Consider the following 14,976-nt stretch of genomic DNA (forward strand, 5'->3'; position numbering starts at 1 on the left):
TACAGAGTGGCCGGGGCGCCTGTCGTCCCGGCCCGTCCCGCAAATGGATTGAGCGCGATGTATGACCTGAGCTGTGCCAGCGTAACCAAGAAGTTCGGCATGTTCACCGCCGTATCGGATGTCTCCCTTGACATTCCTTCCGGTTCCTTCTTCTCCATTCTCGGCCCGTCCGGCTGCGGCAAGACCACGCTGATGCGGATGATTGCCGGCTTCGAGACCCCCACCTCCGGCGACATCCGGATCAAGGGTCAGAGTGTGGTGAAGGTCGCGCCCAACAAGCGGGCGGTGAAGATGGTCTTCCAGCACCTGGCGCTTTTCCCGATGATGAACGTCGGCGAAAACATCGCCTACGGCCTGCGTTGCCGCGGTGATGCCAAGGCCGATATTCCGCGCAAGGTGGCCCGCGTGCTTGATCGCGTCGGCCTGCCTGGTGTGGAAAATAAGCAGATCAGCCAGCTTTCGGGCGGCCAGAAGCAGCGTATCGCCATTGCGCGCTGCATGGTGCTCGAACCCGACGTGCTGTTGCTCGACGAACCGCTTGGTGCGCTGGACCTCAAGCTGCGCGAGCATATGAAGATCGAGCTGAAACAACTCCAGCACCAGTTCGAGACGACTTTTCTCTACATCACCCATGACCAGTCGGAAGCGCTGGTGATGTCGGACGCCGTCGCGGTGATGAATGCCGGGCGCTTCGAGCAGATCGGCAGCCCGCGTGAGCTTTACGACGCGCCGGTCTCCGGTTTCGTGGCGGGTTTTGTCGGCGATTCGAACCGCCTGCCGGGCCGGCTTGCCGAGATCCGCGGCCAGGAAGCCGCCGTCGATCTCGACGCCGGCGGCCGGGTCATCGGCCGCCTGGCGGATGTGAGCCGCGCCGGCGATGCCGTCGATGTGTTCCTGCGGCCGGAGGCGTTGAAGATCGCGGCGGGGGCGGGCGAGGCTATGCTCGGCGGCACCGTCGATAGCCTGCTCTTCAACGGTGCCAACTCGCGTATCCTCGTGCGGATGGGGACCGGTCAGTTGATCGAGATCGCCGATCCGCTGGCAGCCACCGTCAGCCAGGGCGATGCGGTGGCCTTGTCATGGCAGCCGGATCGTGCCCGCATCTTTGCGCGGGGGAAAGCGTGATGGGCCGCGATGCGGGGCGTCTGTCGCTGATCCTGCTGATGACGCCTTTCGTTTTGTGGATCGGCCTGCTGATCGTGCTGCCGCAGATCGGTATCGGTTACGTGTCGCTACGCGAAAAGGTCGGCTTCAACCAGTACGAATATGGCTTTGCCAACTACGCGGCCTTCTTCGGCGAGCCGATCTACCGGAACACCCTGCTGCGCACGGCATGGATTTCCATCCTGGTCACGGTGCTGGCATTGGTCATGGGTTTTCCCGTGGCCTACTACATCGCCAAGATGGCCCGGCAGCGCAGCCGCGCCGCCCTGTTCCTGATGTGCCTCATTCCGCTCTGGGTCAGCGATCTCGTGCGCGCCTACGGCTGGATCGTGCTTTTGCGCGAGACCGGCGTGATATCGAAGGCACTGGTCAGCATGGGATTGATCGCCCAGCCGGTCGAGATGCTTTACAACGACATCACCGTGGTCATGGGTCTGGTCTATACGGTCATCCTGTTCATGATCGTGCCGCTGGTCTCCACCCTGCAGGGAATGGACGATGCCATGCTGGAGGCGGGCTACAATCTCGGCGGCTCGCGCTTCACCGTGTTTCGCCGCATCGTCGTGCCCTACGCCATGCCGGGGATCGTCTCGGGATGCATCATCACCTTCATGCTGGCCGCCGGCAGCTACCTGACGCCGATCCTGCTCGGCGGCAAGAATTCCAGCTGGTTCACCGAGCAGATCTACAGCCAGTTCATCACGCGCTATAACTGGGAGGCAGGGGTGACGTTCGGCGTGCTGCTTCTGGGCTTCACCTCCCTCGTCGTCTGGGCGGGCCTGCGGCTAACCGGCCAGAGCCTGGCCACCACCGTTGCCAAGGAGTGAACCGATGCGGACCCCGGCCCATCTCCTCTGGATCTACCGCGCTTATGTGCTGATCTTCTTTCTGTATTTGGTGGCGCCGCTGGTCGCCGCCGGAGCCTTTGCCTTCAACGACTCGCTCTTCCCGGCGCTGCCCTGGCAGGGTTTCACCCTCGACTGGTTCTTCTCGCCGACCGAACCAAAGCTCGGCCTGTTCCACGACGAGCGGCTGCTGCGCGGTCTCGGCAATTCCGTCTATATTGGCCTGATCGTCGCCGCGCTGTCGGTTGTTGCCGGCACCTGCAATGCGTTTCTCTTCGTGCACAAGGAATTCCCGTTCAAGGCGGTCCTTTATATTCTGATGGTCGTGCCGCTGGTCATTCCCGGCGTCATTCTCGGCATTTCGATCCTCGTCTTCGCCTCGATGATCGCCAATTTCGCCGACGAGCAATTGGGCCTCTTCCTCACCTGGCTACGACCAGGCATTCCGCTCGTCGTGCTCGGCCAGTTTTCCTTCATGACGACGATCACCACGCTGGTGATCGCCGCACGCCTGCAGAAATTCGACGTCTCGGTGGAAGAGGCGGCCTACAATCTCGGCGCCAGCGGGGTGCGCGTGCTGAGGACGATCACGCTTCCCTATCTTTCTCCCGCGCTGTTTTCCGCCTTCGTCGTTGCCTTCCTCGTGTCCTTCGAGAATTTCAACACGACGCTGATGCTGGTCGGCTCCGATGCGCCTTTGACGGTCACTATGTATGACCGCATGGTGAAGGTCGGTTCGACGCCGGTGCTCAACGCTGTCTCGGTCGTGCTGATGCTCGGCTCCGGCTTTCTGGCCCTTCTGAGCGTCCTGGTCCAACGGGAAAGATCCGCGGCCTGACAGAACCCCTCGCACTCACCGATCCGCATGCTAGTCTGATATCGATGGCAAATCGCAGGGGAGGAAAACATGCGGCAGACGTGGCGCTGGTTCGGGCCGAAGGACCTGGTTTCGGTCGATGACATGATGCAAACGGGTGTGGAGGGTGTCGTGTCCGCCCTTCACCATGTCCGCACCGGGGCGGTCTGGAGCCCGGAGGAGATTGCCAAACGGCAGGCGGAGATCGCCCGCATGACGGATGGCAGCCCTTCGGGCTTGAAATGGGAGGTCGTCGAAAGCCTGCCGATGTCGGAAGACATCAAGAAGCAGAAGGGTGACTGGAAGGCGCATATCGCCGCCTACAAGCAGTCGCTCGCCAATCTCGCCGCCGCCGGCATCGAGGTCGTCTGCTACAATGTCATGCCGGTGCTCGACTGGACGCGCACCGATCTCGCCCACCGGCTGGCGAACGGCGCCACCTGCATGCGCTTCGACCTCATCGATTTTGCCGCTTTCGACATTCACATCCTGGCGCGCCCCGGCGCGGCGGAGGGTTTTCCCGCCGATGTGGTCGAGGCGGCAGGCCGCCGCTTTGCCGCCATGTCGGATGCGCGCCGCAGCGAACTGGCCCGCAATGCGGTCTTCGGCCTGCCGGGTGCCGCCGAGCATTTTACGCTCGAGGACGTGCGGCGCCATCTGGGCGAATATGCCGGCATGTCCGGCGAAACGCTCCGGGCGCATCTCATTGATTTCCTCTCGGAAGTGGCGCCGGTGGCGCAGGATCTCGGCATCCGCCTGTGCTGCCATCCGGACGATCCGCCGTTCCCGCTGCTCGGCCTGCCGCGGGTGATGTCGACGGAAGCAGACTACAGGACCGTCATGGAGGCGGTGGACATACCAGCCAACGGCATAACGCTCTGCTCCGGTTCGCTGGGGTCGCGGCCGGACAACGACCTGCCCGGGATGATGGACCGGCTCGGCGACCGGGTGCATTTTCTCCACCTGCGCAATGTCCGGCGCGAGAGCGATGCCGTCATGGGCAGCTTTTACGAAGCCGAACACCTCGGCGGCGGCACGGACCTGGTGGCACTCATCGCCGCCGTGTTGCGGCAGGAGCGAAAACGCAAGGCTGCCGGCCGCGCGGACATCTCGATCCCGATGCGCCCCGACCACGGCCAGGACATCCTCGACGACCACAAGCGCAAGACGCAGCCCGGCTATCCCTCGATCGGGCGGCTGAAAGGGCTAGCGGAACTGCGCGGCATCATGACCGCACTCGACCATCCCGTGGAGGGACTGCCCCGCTGACAGGCGCAAAAGAATGCGTCACCGCATCGTGCTTTCGCGGATCTGCAGCTCGAAACCGAGATCAATGATCGGTGGAGAGGTCGCCCGGTCCGCCAGGCGCTCCCGGACCATCTGCACGGAGCGGCGGCCGATCTCGTAGCGGGGCGTGCGCACGCTGGTCAGGGGCGGGTGGGCGACGCGCATCATGTCGAGGTCGTTGAAACCGCAAATGCCCATGCGGTGCGGCACGGCGATCGCCGCCCGCTGGCACTCGAACAGCACGCCCATGGCGAGATCGTCATTGTTGCAGAAGACGGCATCGAGATCGTGGGCCTTGGCCAGCGCATCCGCCAGCAACTGGCCGCCCAGTGGCATGCTCGACGGGGTCAAGGTCGTCGTCACCAGCTTGGGATCGAAGAGCTGTGCCTCCTCCATCGCCCAGCGGTAACCCGCAAGGCGGCGCTGCGAGCGCGGGTCCATGCGGGCGCCGATGAAGCCGATGCGGCGATAACCCGCCTCCAGCAGATGGTTGGTCGCCGTCTTGCCGCCTTCGAAATGCGAGAAGCCGACCAGCATGTCGACCGGATCCTCGCCATACTCCATGATCTGGACGACCGGGCAGCCGGCCGTTTCCAGCAGCTTGCGGGTCGTCTCCGTCTGGTCGATGCCCGAGACGATCAGGGCCGACGGCCGCTGGCCCAGGAACATGCGGACGAGGCGTTCCTCTTCGCGCGGAGAGTAATGGGTATTGCCCATCAGGATCTGCAGCGGGCTTTCACCGAGTTCATCATAGATCCCGCGCACCGTGTCGGCGAAGACGATGTTGGTCAGCGACGGCACGAGCACGCCGATGACGTCAGCCCGCGACGAGGCGAGCGCCCGAGCGTTGGGATCGGGCGCATAACCAAGCTGCACGACCGCCGTATCGATCTGGGCGCGCAATTCCGCCGAGACCAGCGACGGATCGCGCAGTGCTCGCGACACCGTGATCGCGGCGACGCCGGCAAGCTTTGCGACATCGGCGATGGTGGGGCGGCCGCTACTGCGTCGGCTCACCTTGCGGTTCTGGTTCTTGGAAACGATCTCGTCGCCCACGCTGGCTCCCCGCGAGAGCATCTGCGATGTGATCCGCACATCGCAAATGCTCCATCCTATTGTTTTTATACAATTCCGAACGCCAACCGCTCAGCACTTTTGCCGGAATTGCTCTAGAGCATTTCCGCTCTTCTCCGAAACGCGAAAACGCTCTACCCTATTGTTTCCACGTAATTCCGGACGCAAAACCGTTGCGCACGCCTGCCGGAATTGCCCTAGCTGCGAAAGCGCAAGGCCTCGACATCGGTGCTGCCGAGATACCAGTTCCTCGCGTCAACCTCGTCGAAGACGATGGAGACTTCGCGTTCGGGGAGCCCGGCAACCTCGGCAATGGCCGCCGCGACCTTGCTGCTGACTGCAGCTTTTTTGCCAGAAGGATCATCCGCGAGTGTCTCGCGTACGATGGTGATGCGCGCAAATGGCATTTCGAGCCTCCCGTCTCAAGTGTGTTTTGCGCTGCCGACGATACGTCGCACCGCTTGTGTGCAAACTCCGAAAACTGCCGCCGGTGGCTCTTGCCTCAAGCGCGGATGAGGGCCGGTTGCCGTCTCGGATGAAACGATAGCGCTATCATACGGAAACTGATCGATTTTCTTGAAAATCCAGGCTTTGAATGCCGAAATTCACTAATAATCATCGCTATTGCCTCCCCTGCAGTCCTACAAAAGCTCTTTACAATTTTCCATGGTAGCGCTACCCAAAGAAAAGACAACTGCGTTTTTGGGAGGAGACCAGAGCGCACCGTCAAGGATGAGCCGGGCATCCAGCGTGCCGATGCCGGAGCTGTTTGCGCTGTTCGACAGGGGGAGTTCTGTCGCCGGCGGAAGAGGTTATGGAGCGCGACAAAGGGAGGAAATGTCGATGGTGAAGTCACTCGCTGGCGGTATCGTTGCCGCCGCTGCATTTTTGATGCTCGGGTCCGCGGCCTATGCCGAACCCGAGATCGTTTCCGGTCCGGCTGCCGAGCCGGAATGTTTCGCACCTTGGTCGGCGGAAACGAAATTCTTCAAGTTCCCGAAGAAGGACGGCCCCTATCGCATCGCGCTGGCGAACGGCTACATCGCCAACACCTGGCGCATCCAGATGGTGCAGACGGCCAAGGCTTATGCGGCGCAGTCCGACGTCGCGGCCAAGCTGAAGGAATTCAAGGTCGTCTCCACGGGCGAGGACGTTCCGGCACAGATCTCGGCGATCAACAACTTCATCGATTCCGGCTATGACGCCATCATCGTCAACGCCCAGAACCCGACGGCCTTTGCACCCGTCATCAAGCGGGCGAAGGAAGCCGGTGTCGTGCTTGTCGCCTTCGACAACATCCTCGACACCAAGGATGCGATCAACGTCAACGTCGACCAGAAGGGGCTCGGCGTTCTGTGGGCCGACTGGCTGGTCAAGCATCTGCCGAACGGCGGCAAGATCCTTGAGGTGCGCGGTGTCGCCGGCACGTCGGTCGATACCGACCGCCACAACGGCCTGCACGAGACATTCCAGGCGTCGGGCAAGACCTTCGAGGTTACCGAAGTCATGGGCAAATGGGATGACGGCGTCGCTCAGAAGGTGACGGCGGATGCGATCGCCACCAGCGGTCCCTTCGACGGCATCACCGGTCAGGGCGGCGATACCGGCATCGTCCAGGCGATGATCGACGCCAAGCATCCCTTCGTGCCGTTCGGCGGCGAGACGGAGAACGGTTTCCGCAAGTTCTGCGCCAAGTTTGCCGGTGAAGGGCTGAAGTGCACCTCGGCGGGTTCCGGCCCGGCCCAGGTCGCCGTGGCGATCAAGACGGCGATTGCCGCGCTTGAGGGCCAGGTCGTGCCGCAGGAAGTCAAGCTGCCGCTCGCCATTGCCTCCGATCCCGATTTCAAGGAAGGGCAGGACTACTTCCCGACGGAATCCGACAACTTCTTCGTCGGCAATTCTTTCCCGACCTGCGGAATCAACTTCACGGCGCAGGAAATCATGGGGCAGACCAAGGAAAACCAGTAGGCCCGGCAAAATCGGGCATCGCGTCGCTGCGCGATGCCCCTTTCGGTATAACGGGACCTGGGGAACGCAATGGAAAGTGCTGCACCGCTCTTTCGCATGGAAGGCATATCAAAACGTTATGGTGGCGTCCGGGCGCTTGAAAAAGCCGACCTGTCGATCAGGGCGGGAGCCATCCATGCCATTCTCGGCGAAAACGGCGCCGGCAAGTCGACGCTGATCAAGATCATGGCGGGCGTCGTGGCACCGGACGAAGGTCAGATGATGCTCGACGGTCGCGCGGTGGATTTCGCCTCGCCAGCCGCGGCCAACGATGCCGGCATCGTCTGCGTCTTCCAGGAACTGTCGCTGATCCCGGAACTCAGCGTTGCCGACAACATCATCATCTCCAACCCGCCGACCCGCTTCGGCATGATCGACCGCAAGGCGCAGCGGCGTCTGGCGGAAGAGGCGCTGGCGCGTGCGGGAGCCGCCGATATCCATCCGTTGGCGCTGGTCAAGGACCTGCCGCTGTCGCGCCGGCAGATGGTCGAGATCGCCAAGGCGCTGGCCCGCAAGCCGCGCATCCTCATTCTCGACGAAGCGACATCGGCGCTGACGGCCGCCGACGTCTCCAAGGTCTTTGCGGTGCTGAAGCGCCTGCGGTCGGAAGGCCTGGCGCTGCTCTACATTTCACACCGCATGAACGAGATCGCCGAACTGGCCGATGATTGCACCGTCTTCCGCAACGGCAGCAAGGTCGCGAGTTATCCTGCCGGCTCCAAGAGCGACGAAGAGGTCATCGAGATGATGATCGGCCGCGAATATCACAACGTCTATCCGCCGAAACCGGACCACCGGCCGCAGGCGACGCCGGTGCTCGAAGTCCGCGACCTGTCCTGGGTGGACCGGCTTCACGATATCTCTTTTTCGCTGCATGCCGGCGAGATCGTCGGCCTTGGCGGGCTGGACGGGCAGGGGCAGCGCGATCTGCTGCTGGCGCTGTTCGGTGTCTTACGCGGGCTGCGCGGTACGGTGCTTGTCGATGGCAAGCCGGTCGATATCGGCAGCCCGGCGCAGGCGCGCGATGAGGGCATCGGCATGGCGCTCATTCCCGAGGACCGCAAGACCGAGGGCCTCATGCTGCCGATGACGGTGCGCGACAACCTCTCTTTCGCCGCCCTCGACCGCCTGACCCGCGGCGGCATCATCGATAGCGCCAGGGAAGACGATTTCATCGACCGGATGATGACGCTGCTCGCCATCAAGGCGGGAAGCCTCGATGCGCCGGTTGGCGCGCTTTCCGGCGGCAACCAGCAGAAGGTCGTCATCGCCAAGTGGCTGATGCGCCAGCCGCGCATCATCCTCCTCAACGATCCGACACGCGGTATCGACGTCGGCACGAAGCAGGAGATCTACCAGCTCTTGCGCCGGCTGGCGGATGAGGGAGCGGCGATCCTGTTCTATTCGACCGATTATGCCGAACTGATCGGCTGTTGCGACCGCGTGCTCGTGCTTTACGACGGGGCGGTGAAGCGGGAGCTGGCCGGCGCCGACATCACCGAACATGCCTTGATCGCCAGCGCGCTTAACATCGGCTCCAGCGAGACCATCCAGCAGGGAGCGGCACAATGAAAGACTGGCAGTATCGGCTTGCCGAGCACCGGGGTACCCTGACGGCGCTTTTCATCTTCGTGGTGATGTTCATTATTTACACCGCAAATCATCCGGCGGGGTTCACGGCCAATGTCGTGCAGACCGCGTCGAACAAAGGCGTGCTTCTGGCCTTCGTCGCCATTGCCCAGACACTGGTGGTGATCACTGCCGGCATCGATCTGTCGATCGGCATGATCTTCCTGCTGACCAATTGCCTGGCCTCCTGGCTGGTGGTCGGCACGCCTTTGGAAACGGCGTTCGGGGTGATTGTCGTGCTGGCGGTCGGCGCCCTGTGCGGCGCGATCAACGGCGCCATTGTCATCTACGGTCGCCTGCAGCCCATCGTGGCGACGATCGCCACGGGCGCGGTCTATTTCGGTATAGCCCTGCTGCTGCGGCCGTTCCCCGGCGGATCGGTCAACGAGGGGCTTGCCGATGCATTGACGGGTCGGATTTTCGGCACAGTCCCGGCCAGCCTGATTGCGCTTGCGGCGGTGGTGCTCCTCTTCTGGGTGCCGTTCAGCCGATCGGTCTACGGTCGCGCCGCCTACGCTGCCGGCTCGTCGGAAACCGCAGCCTATATGTCCGGCATGCCGATCCGGCGCGGCAAGTTCCTAGCCTATACGCTGGCGGGTTTCGTCGCCGCGATCGGCGGGCTGTTCCTCACCTTCTTTACCTATACCGGTGACGCGGCCTATGCGAGCGGCAACGCCTATACGCTGTTTTCCATCGCCGCGGTGGTGCTGGGCGGCGTATCGCTGTTCGGCGGCAAGGGCAGCGCCATCGGCGCGGTTTTTGGCGCGCTGGCATTCCGGACGATCGGCGACCTGCTGTTCGTCTTCGATTTCGATCCGCTGTGGCAGCCGCTGTTCCAGGGGTTGATCCTGCTGGTCGCAGTTAGCCTGGGTGCCTTCGCCCTCTTCCGGGTGCGCAATAGACTGGAGTGGTTCCTGTGAGCGAGGTAACGATGACGCGTGCAACGGAGCGCAAGCCGGGTTTCATCCGCCGTTTCGATCCGGCGGTGCTGACGGCCTTTGGCTGCATCATCCTGCTTCTCGTGCTGGGCAGTTTCTATTCCCGCAGCTTCCTGTCTCCGGAATACCTGCTGCAGCAGCTGAAAGTGGCATCCTTCCTCGGCGTTATCGCCACCGGCATGATGCTCGTCGTCCTGCTAGGGCAAATCGATCTTTCCGTGCCCTGGGCCGTGGCGACCGGCGCCATGATGGCTTGTGCCGCTGCTGCCTACGGGCCGCTCGGCGTGGCACTCGCCATTCCCTTCGGCATTCTTTGCGGCGTTGCCATCGGCCTCATCAACGGCATAGGGGTTGCTTATCTGCGCATCCCCTCGATGATCGTGACGCTGGCCACCAATGCTGTCGCGCAAGGCGTGATGGTGGTTTACACCGGTGGCTTCTCGCCGCAGGATTCCGCCACGGATGCGATGCGTTATCTTGCCACCGGCGCGCTGATCCCGGGTATTCCGAACGTCGTGCTCATCTGGGCGTTGATTGGTGCGGCGACGGTCTTCGTGCTGGGGCGAACCGGCTTTGGCCGCGCCGTCTACGGCATCGGCAACCGCGAACGCGCCGCCTATCTCTCCGGCATCAACACACGCCGCATCGTCATGATCGCCTTTGCCGTCTCGGGTGGGCTGTCGGCATTCGGTGGCGCGCTGCTTGCGGGCTACGCTTCCAAGGCGGCGCAGTCGATGGGTGACGCCTACCTGCTGCCGGCGATTGCCGCCGTGGTTTTGGGCGGGACCTCGATCCTCGGCGGGCGAGGCTCCTATCTCGGAACGGTCGCGGGCGTCATTCTCATCACGCTGCTGCAGTCGATCCTCTCGGTCATGCAGATGCCCGAAGCCGGCCGTCAGATCATCTACGGCCTGGTGATCGTCCTCATGCTCCTCCTCTACGGCCGCGCGCCGGCGAGCCGTTGAGTCTTACCTTGACGACAAGGCGCTTCGGCAGGAAGCGCCTCATATGTCTGGTGTCACGCAATTCCGGACACAAAGCCGCTAGGCAACTTTGCTCTCAATTGCACTACGCAAGCAGCCTTGCAAGGCTGCCCTCGTTGCGGACACCTGTCTGGTAATAATAGATGATCGAGGAGGCGAGAGCCTCGCGTTCCGTCTCGCTCATCGGCGGCTGGCGCCGGCAGAGTTGCCGGAAAACGCGTTCGCAGACTTCGATCTCTTCCTCTCGCAGCGGCATCCTGCGATCCGAAAACTGAATGGTGGTCATATCCTATACCTCCGGTGGGTATCAGGCGCTCATGCACATGAACCCCGGATGAATGTGCCATCCCACTATGGCGAAGATAGGGGAAACCTGTTAGCGACGCGGACCGCTTCGCCCCGTTGCCGCGGCGCTTTTGCGCCGGAAGGGGCATTCAGCGCAAGGAGATTTTGTCATTTCTGTCGCCGCCTCCATGTGTTCAGAAGAAACCCGATGGATTGAAACCGAAGCCGGGCGGCTGTTTTCCGCAGCCTGGACACCGCAAGACGACGGTGCGGACGGTGCGCCGATCGTGCTGTTTCATGATTCCCTCGGCAGTGTCGCCCTGTGGCGCAGCTTTCCCGCACGGCTTGCGACCGTCACCGGACGGCGGGTGATTGCCTATGACCGCCTGGGATTCGGTCGTTCCGATCCGCATCCCGGCAAACTGGAATTCGACTTCATTGCACGGGAAGGAAGGGCGGTCCTGCCGCGTCTGGCCGCGACATTCGGCTTCGGCGACTTTGTCGCCTGCGGCCACAGTGTCGGCGGCAGCATGGCGATCGAGACGTCGGCCGCTTTCCCTGATACGTGCCGCGCCACCATCACCATTGCCGCGCAGGCCTTCGTCGAACCGAAGACCCTGGAGGGCATTCGGGTAGCGCAACGGGAGTTCGAAGATCCCGCGAACATGGAGCGGCTGGCGAAATACCACGGCGACAAGGCGCCCTGGGTTGCCGATGCATGGATCGGCACATGGCTTTCTCCGGCCTTTGCCGGCTGGACACTGGACGATGCCCTGGGCCGTGTCCGCTGCCCGGTGCTGGCTATTCACGGAGACGAGGACGAATACGGTTCGCCGGCGCATGCCCATCGCATCGCTGAAAACCGGGGCACTGTTCATATCCTGGCCGGGACCGGTCATGTCCCGCATCGCGAGTGCGAGGAAGTATTGTCGACGGTGATCGCGCGGTTCCTTGAGATCACCCTTCCTTCGGGTTGATTGCGGCAGCACGAAATCGGCTTGCATTTAGCGATGCTGGCCTATATTCATCAAGTCATCTGATGACTTTATGACTGAGCTCATGCACCCGATCGGTAGAACAAATCTGGCAGATACGGCGGTCAAAGCGATCCGCGCGGAAATCCTGTCCAAACGATGGAATCTCGGCGAGAAACTTCCGAACGAAACGGCGCTGAGCGCCATGCTGTCGGTCAGCCGCGGCACGATCCGTGAGGCCGTGCGCGTCCTTGCCTCCCAAGGCTATCTGGAGACGCGGCAGGGTTCGGGAACCTATGTGATTTCCACCTCGGATGTCGTGCGGCCGATCACCATGGCCCGCCGCGCCGGCCTGCGCGACCAGTTCGAGGCGCGCTGCGCGCTCGATGTGGAGGCGGCGCGCCTGGCGGCGTTGCGTCACACGCCGGCGGTTGTTGCCGAACTTCGGGCGTTGCTGGAGCGGCGGGGCGACTATGATGGTGGCAATCGCGCCGTGTTCATCGAGCGGGATCTTGCGTTTCACAAGGCGATCATCGCCGCGTCGGAAAACCGGGCGATGATCGAGATCTATGAGTTCTTCTCGCATTCGATTGCCGAGACCATCGAATCCACCCTGGGTGACGACATTCCGGAACCGGACCGGCAGGCGCATGTCGATATCGTCGATGCCATTGAAAGCGGCGAGCCGGAAAAGGCGGATGCCGCTGTGCGCCGTTTCATGGCGCCGGTGCTGGCGGCTTTGGACAGGTTGCTGATGTCATGAGCTTGCAGATCGAAGAAAAGCCGGTTCGGCCGATAGCCGCTGAAGCCGAACGTGTTGCCGTTCCACCGCCGGCTGCCGGGCATTCGTCCCTGGGGCGCATCCTGTTGGGCGTGAGCCTGGTGCTGATTGCCTTCAACCTGCGTCCGGTCTTCTCCAGCGCGTCCGCCTTGCTGCCGGAAATCCGCACCGGTTATGGTCTCTCGCCTTTGGGGGCGACGGCGCTGACGACCTTGCCGGTCATCTGTCTCGGCGCATTTTCTCCCTTCGCGGCAAAGTTGGCACAACGAATCGGAACCGAACGCGTGTTGCTGGGCGTGCTGTTCCTGCTGGCGCTCGGCACGGCTATGCGCGGCCTTTCGTCAACGACCCTGCTGTTCCTCGGCACGGCATTGGCGGGCGCCTGCATTGCCATCGGCAATGTCCTGCTTCCCGGCCTCGTGAAACGCGATTTCTCCGACAGAGCGGCATTGATGACCGGCTGCTACACGATGGCACTCTGCGCCGGCGCAGCCGGAGCGGCGGGTTTTTCGTTGCCGCTGGAACGTCTTTTCGGCGGCTCGCTGGAGGGCACGCTGGCGATCTGGGCCGTGCCGGCCTTTGTCGTCGGCCTGCTCTGGTTGCCGCAGGCGATTGGCGGACGATCGCAGGCGCGGCGGAGCAGCGTGCAGGTCGTTGGCCTGTGGCGAGATCCGCTTGCCTGGCAGGTGACGCTGTTCATGGGCCTGCAGTCGGCGCTGGCCTATTGCGTCTTCGGCTGGCTGGTGCCCATCCTGCGTGAGCGCGGCCTCGACGGCGTAACGGCCGGCGCCATCGTTTCCGTCTCCGTCATGGTGCAGGCGGCCTCCTGCCTTGCCGCCCCCCACATCGCCGTGCGCGGCAAGGACCAGCGGCTGATCAACGTCGTGCTGTGCTGCTTCGCGGTCGTGGGATTGCTCGGCCTGCTCTTTGCGCCGCTCTGGGGCGTCTGGTTCTGGGCCGTCCTGCAGGGCATGGGCCAGGGCGGGCTTATTGCTGTGGTGATGACCGTCATCGTGTTGCGATCCCGCGATGCGCATGTGGCCTCCCATCTTTCGGGCATGGCGCAATGTGTCGGCTACCTGCTTGCAGCAATCGGGCCGCTGGTCGTCGGCCTGATACGCGACTGGACCGGCAGCTTTGCCTGGTGCGCCGTGCTTTTCGTCCTGCTCGGCTGCGGTGCCGCATTCAACGGCTGGCTTGCCGGCCGTCGCCTGTACGTCGAGGCAAAGGTCGTCCCGGTCCAGACGTGAGGGCCGGGGCAGCCTCAGGGTGAGGCGCTGTTGCGGTATTCATCCGGCGTGGTTCCGGTCATGCGCTTGAACATGGCGATGAAGGCGGAGGCGCTTTGGTAACCGAGCTGCGCCGCGATCGCTTCGACGGTTTCATTGGCTTCCAGCAGGGGCATGGCCTTCACCACGCGCAGCCGCTGCTTCCATTCGGAAAAGGGCATGCCGAGGTCACGCAGGCAACGCCGGATCACCGTCCGTTCCGTGGTGCCGACGATACGGGCGTGTTCTGCAAGCGCATGGTTGTCGCCCGGCGATTTCTCAAGGTGGCGCAGGATCGGTTCGAGCTGCGGATCCGTCGACCACGGCAGGTAGGTGCCGACCCTCTTCGTTTGACCGAGTAAGTCGATCACCACCTGCAGAAAACGCTGATTTTCTTCAGATGCCTGAGATGCCGCTTGCGTCAGGCGCAGGTGATCGAGCATCGAACGGATCAGCGGTGAAATCTCCAGGGCGCAGGTCGTGTCCGGCAGATTCTTGGCGAATTCCGCCGAAACATAGAGCGAGCAATGGTAGGCTTCGTGTCGGCTCAAGCCCCGGTGCTCGACATCGGGCGGAAGCCAGACGCCGTATTGCGGCGGCACCAGATAATGAGCATCCGCCAGGGCGACTTCCAGCACGCCGCTGAAGGAATAGACGAGTTCGCCCCAGCTGTGTCGATGCTTCGGATAGGTCGTGTCGGCCGGTATCCGCGCTGCCCGGAAGAACAGCGGCGAGGGCAATTTGTCGTGAAACGGCGCCTCGATGAAGTGCTGCGCCTTGCCGCCTTCATCGCCCCGGCCTGTCAGCGTTGCGATACCGATTGTCATGAAGTCGATATATATCCTCTGGCTGACACATGGTAAAGCACTGTCATCGTGACGAAAG

15 protein-coding genes are annotated in these 14,976 nt (G+C 62.9%); 11 read left to right on the top strand and 4 right to left on the bottom strand.

Annotated features, from left to right (window positions below; genetic code table 11):
* Positions 1 to 57: 57 nt before the first annotated feature.
* From ACSQ3I_RS04595 to uxuA, 4 genes are all read left to right on the top strand, one after another.
* Positions 58 to 1,125, top strand: coding sequence for an ABC transporter ATP-binding protein (locus ACSQ3I_RS04595; protein ID WP_435996487.1), 1,068 nt, complete (start codon positions 58 to 60; stop codon positions 1,123 to 1,125).
* Positions 1,125 to 1,991, top strand: a complete 867-nt coding sequence (locus ACSQ3I_RS04600) for an ABC transporter permease (RefSeq protein WP_435996489.1) — start codon at positions 1,125 to 1,127, stop codon at positions 1,989 to 1,991. Before ACSQ3I_RS04595 ends, ACSQ3I_RS04600 begins: the two co-directional genes overlap by 1 nt.
* 4 nt (positions 1,992 to 1,995) lie before the next feature.
* Complete coding sequence (locus tag ACSQ3I_RS04605; protein ID WP_435996491.1) at positions 1,996 to 2,847, top strand: ABC transporter permease; 852 nt, start codon at positions 1,996 to 1,998, stop codon at positions 2,845 to 2,847.
* Between the two features lie 69 nt (positions 2,848 to 2,916).
* The gene (uxuA, locus tag ACSQ3I_RS04610; protein WP_435996493.1) at positions 2,917 to 4,134 is read left to right on the top strand and encodes a mannonate dehydratase; all 1,218 of its coding nucleotides are present in this window, start codon (positions 2,917 to 2,919) and stop codon (positions 4,132 to 4,134) included.
* 18 nt (positions 4,135 to 4,152) lie between these two features.
* On the opposite strand, the gene ACSQ3I_RS04615 is transcribed toward uxuA, so the two are convergent.
* Together ACSQ3I_RS04615 and ACSQ3I_RS04620 are read right to left on the bottom strand one after the other, a co-directional pair.
* Complete coding sequence (locus tag ACSQ3I_RS04615) at positions 4,153 to 5,208, bottom strand: LacI family DNA-binding transcriptional regulator (RefSeq protein WP_435996495.1); 1,056 nt, start codon at positions 5,206 to 5,208, stop codon at positions 4,153 to 4,155.
* Between the two features lie 215 nt (positions 5,209 to 5,423).
* Positions 5,424 to 5,633, bottom strand: coding sequence for a tautomerase family protein (locus tag ACSQ3I_RS04620; RefSeq protein ID WP_435996497.1), 210 nt, complete (start codon positions 5,631 to 5,633; stop codon positions 5,424 to 5,426).
* A 436-nt stretch (positions 5,634 to 6,069) separates the two neighbouring features.
* On the opposite strand from ACSQ3I_RS04620, the gene ACSQ3I_RS04625 reads away from it, so the two are divergent.
* The 4 genes from ACSQ3I_RS04625 (at position 6,070) to ACSQ3I_RS04640 (ending at position 10,765) form a co-directional block, all read left to right on the top strand.
* Entirely contained in the window at positions 6,070 to 7,194 is a 1,125-nt protein-coding gene (locus ACSQ3I_RS04625) for a sugar ABC transporter substrate-binding protein (protein WP_435996499.1), read from the top strand.
* A gap of 69 nt (positions 7,195 to 7,263) precedes the next feature.
* Complete coding sequence (locus ACSQ3I_RS04630) at positions 7,264 to 8,805, top strand: sugar ABC transporter ATP-binding protein (RefSeq protein ID WP_435996501.1); 1,542 nt, start codon at positions 7,264 to 7,266, stop codon at positions 8,803 to 8,805.
* Positions 8,802 to 9,782, top strand: coding sequence for an ABC transporter permease (locus ACSQ3I_RS04635; RefSeq protein ID WP_435996503.1), 981 nt, complete (start codon positions 8,802 to 8,804; stop codon positions 9,780 to 9,782). The genes ACSQ3I_RS04630 and ACSQ3I_RS04635 overlap by 4 nt, the downstream gene beginning before the upstream one ends.
* An 11-nt stretch (positions 9,783 to 9,793) precedes the next feature.
* The gene (locus tag ACSQ3I_RS04640; RefSeq protein ID WP_435997541.1) at positions 9,794 to 10,765 is read left to right on the top strand and encodes an ABC transporter permease; all 972 of its coding nucleotides are present in this window, start codon (positions 9,794 to 9,796) and stop codon (positions 10,763 to 10,765) included.
* 103 nt (positions 10,766 to 10,868) lie between these two features.
* Here the strand turns inward: ACSQ3I_RS04640 and ACSQ3I_RS04645 are convergent, their stop codons facing one another.
* Positions 10,869 to 11,069 carry a hypothetical protein gene (locus ACSQ3I_RS04645; RefSeq protein ID WP_435996504.1) on the bottom strand — a complete coding sequence of 67 codons (201 nt, stop codon included), beginning with the start codon at positions 11,067 to 11,069 and terminating at the stop codon, positions 10,869 to 10,871.
* Between the two features lie 130 nt (positions 11,070 to 11,199).
* Between ACSQ3I_RS04645 and ACSQ3I_RS04650 the strand changes: the two genes are divergently transcribed.
* The 3 genes from ACSQ3I_RS04650 to ACSQ3I_RS04660 all read left to right on the top strand — a co-directional run bounded on the left by ACSQ3I_RS04650 (position 11,200) and on the right by ACSQ3I_RS04660 (position 14,073).
* On the top strand, positions 11,200 to 12,045 hold the full coding sequence (locus ACSQ3I_RS04650; RefSeq protein WP_435996506.1) for an alpha/beta fold hydrolase: 846 nt from the start codon (positions 11,200 to 11,202) through the stop codon (positions 12,043 to 12,045).
* Between the two features lie 82 nt (positions 12,046 to 12,127).
* The gene (locus tag ACSQ3I_RS04655; protein ID WP_435997542.1) at positions 12,128 to 12,805 is read left to right on the top strand and encodes a FadR/GntR family transcriptional regulator; all 678 of its coding nucleotides are present in this window, start codon (positions 12,128 to 12,130) and stop codon (positions 12,803 to 12,805) included.
* Positions 12,802 to 14,073: a CynX/NimT family MFS transporter gene (locus ACSQ3I_RS04660; RefSeq protein WP_435996508.1), complete on the top strand. Its 1,272-nt coding sequence runs from the start codon at positions 12,802 to 12,804 to the stop codon at positions 14,071 to 14,073. The genes ACSQ3I_RS04655 and ACSQ3I_RS04660 overlap by 4 nt, the downstream gene beginning before the upstream one ends.
* Positions 14,074 to 14,087: 14 nt before the next feature.
* Here ACSQ3I_RS04660 and ACSQ3I_RS04665 read toward each other — a convergent pair whose 3' ends face one another.
* A complete protein-coding gene (locus ACSQ3I_RS04665; RefSeq protein ID WP_435996509.1) occupies positions 14,088 to 14,918 on the bottom strand; it encodes a helix-turn-helix domain-containing protein in 831 nt (276 codons plus the stop codon).
* Positions 14,919 to 14,976: the final 58 nt, after the last annotated feature.

The organism is Rhizobium sp. LjRoot30 (assembly GCF_964253915.1).
GTDB lineage: Bacteria > Pseudomonadota > Alphaproteobacteria > Rhizobiales > Rhizobiaceae > Metarhizobium.

What these genes read in the sequence shown, in the direction of transcription:
- ACSQ3I_RS04600 (WP_435996489.1), top strand. Translation starts at nt 1,125, where the DNA reads ATGGGCCGCGATGCGGGGCGTCTGTCGCTGATCCTGCTGATGACGCCT.
- uxuA (WP_435996493.1), top strand. Translation starts at nt 2,917, where the DNA reads ATGCGGCAGACGTGGCGCTGGTTCGGGCCGAAGGACCTGGTTTCGGTC.
- ACSQ3I_RS04630 (WP_435996501.1), top strand. Translation starts at nt 7,264, where the DNA reads ATGGAAAGTGCTGCACCGCTCTTTCGCATGGAAGGCATATCAAAACGT.
- ACSQ3I_RS04665 (WP_435996509.1), bottom strand. Translation starts at nt 14,918, where the DNA reads ATGACAATCGGTATCGCAACGCTGACAGGCCGGGGCGATGAAGGCGGC.
- ACSQ3I_RS04635 (WP_435996503.1), top strand. Translation starts at nt 8,802, where the DNA reads ATGAAAGACTGGCAGTATCGGCTTGCCGAGCACCGGGGTACCCTGACG.
- ACSQ3I_RS04645 (WP_435996504.1), bottom strand. Translation starts at nt 11,069, where the DNA reads ATGACCACCATTCAGTTTTCGGATCGCAGGATGCCGCTGCGAGAGGAA.
- ACSQ3I_RS04640 (WP_435997541.1), top strand. Translation starts at nt 9,794, where the DNA reads ATGACGCGTGCAACGGAGCGCAAGCCGGGTTTCATCCGCCGTTTCGAT.
- ACSQ3I_RS04660 (WP_435996508.1), top strand. Translation starts at nt 12,802, where the DNA reads ATGAGCTTGCAGATCGAAGAAAAGCCGGTTCGGCCGATAGCCGCTGAA.
- ACSQ3I_RS04595 (WP_435996487.1), top strand. Translation starts at nt 58, where the DNA reads ATGTATGACCTGAGCTGTGCCAGCGTAACCAAGAAGTTCGGCATGTTC.
- ACSQ3I_RS04620 (WP_435996497.1), bottom strand. Translation starts at nt 5,633, where the DNA reads ATGCCATTTGCGCGCATCACCATCGTACGCGAGACACTCGCGGATGAT.
- ACSQ3I_RS04655 (WP_435997542.1), top strand. Translation starts at nt 12,128, where the DNA reads ATGCACCCGATCGGTAGAACAAATCTGGCAGATACGGCGGTCAAAGCG.
- ACSQ3I_RS04605 (WP_435996491.1), top strand. Translation starts at nt 1,996, where the DNA reads ATGCGGACCCCGGCCCATCTCCTCTGGATCTACCGCGCTTATGTGCTG.
- ACSQ3I_RS04625 (WP_435996499.1), top strand. Translation starts at nt 6,070, where the DNA reads ATGGTGAAGTCACTCGCTGGCGGTATCGTTGCCGCCGCTGCATTTTTG.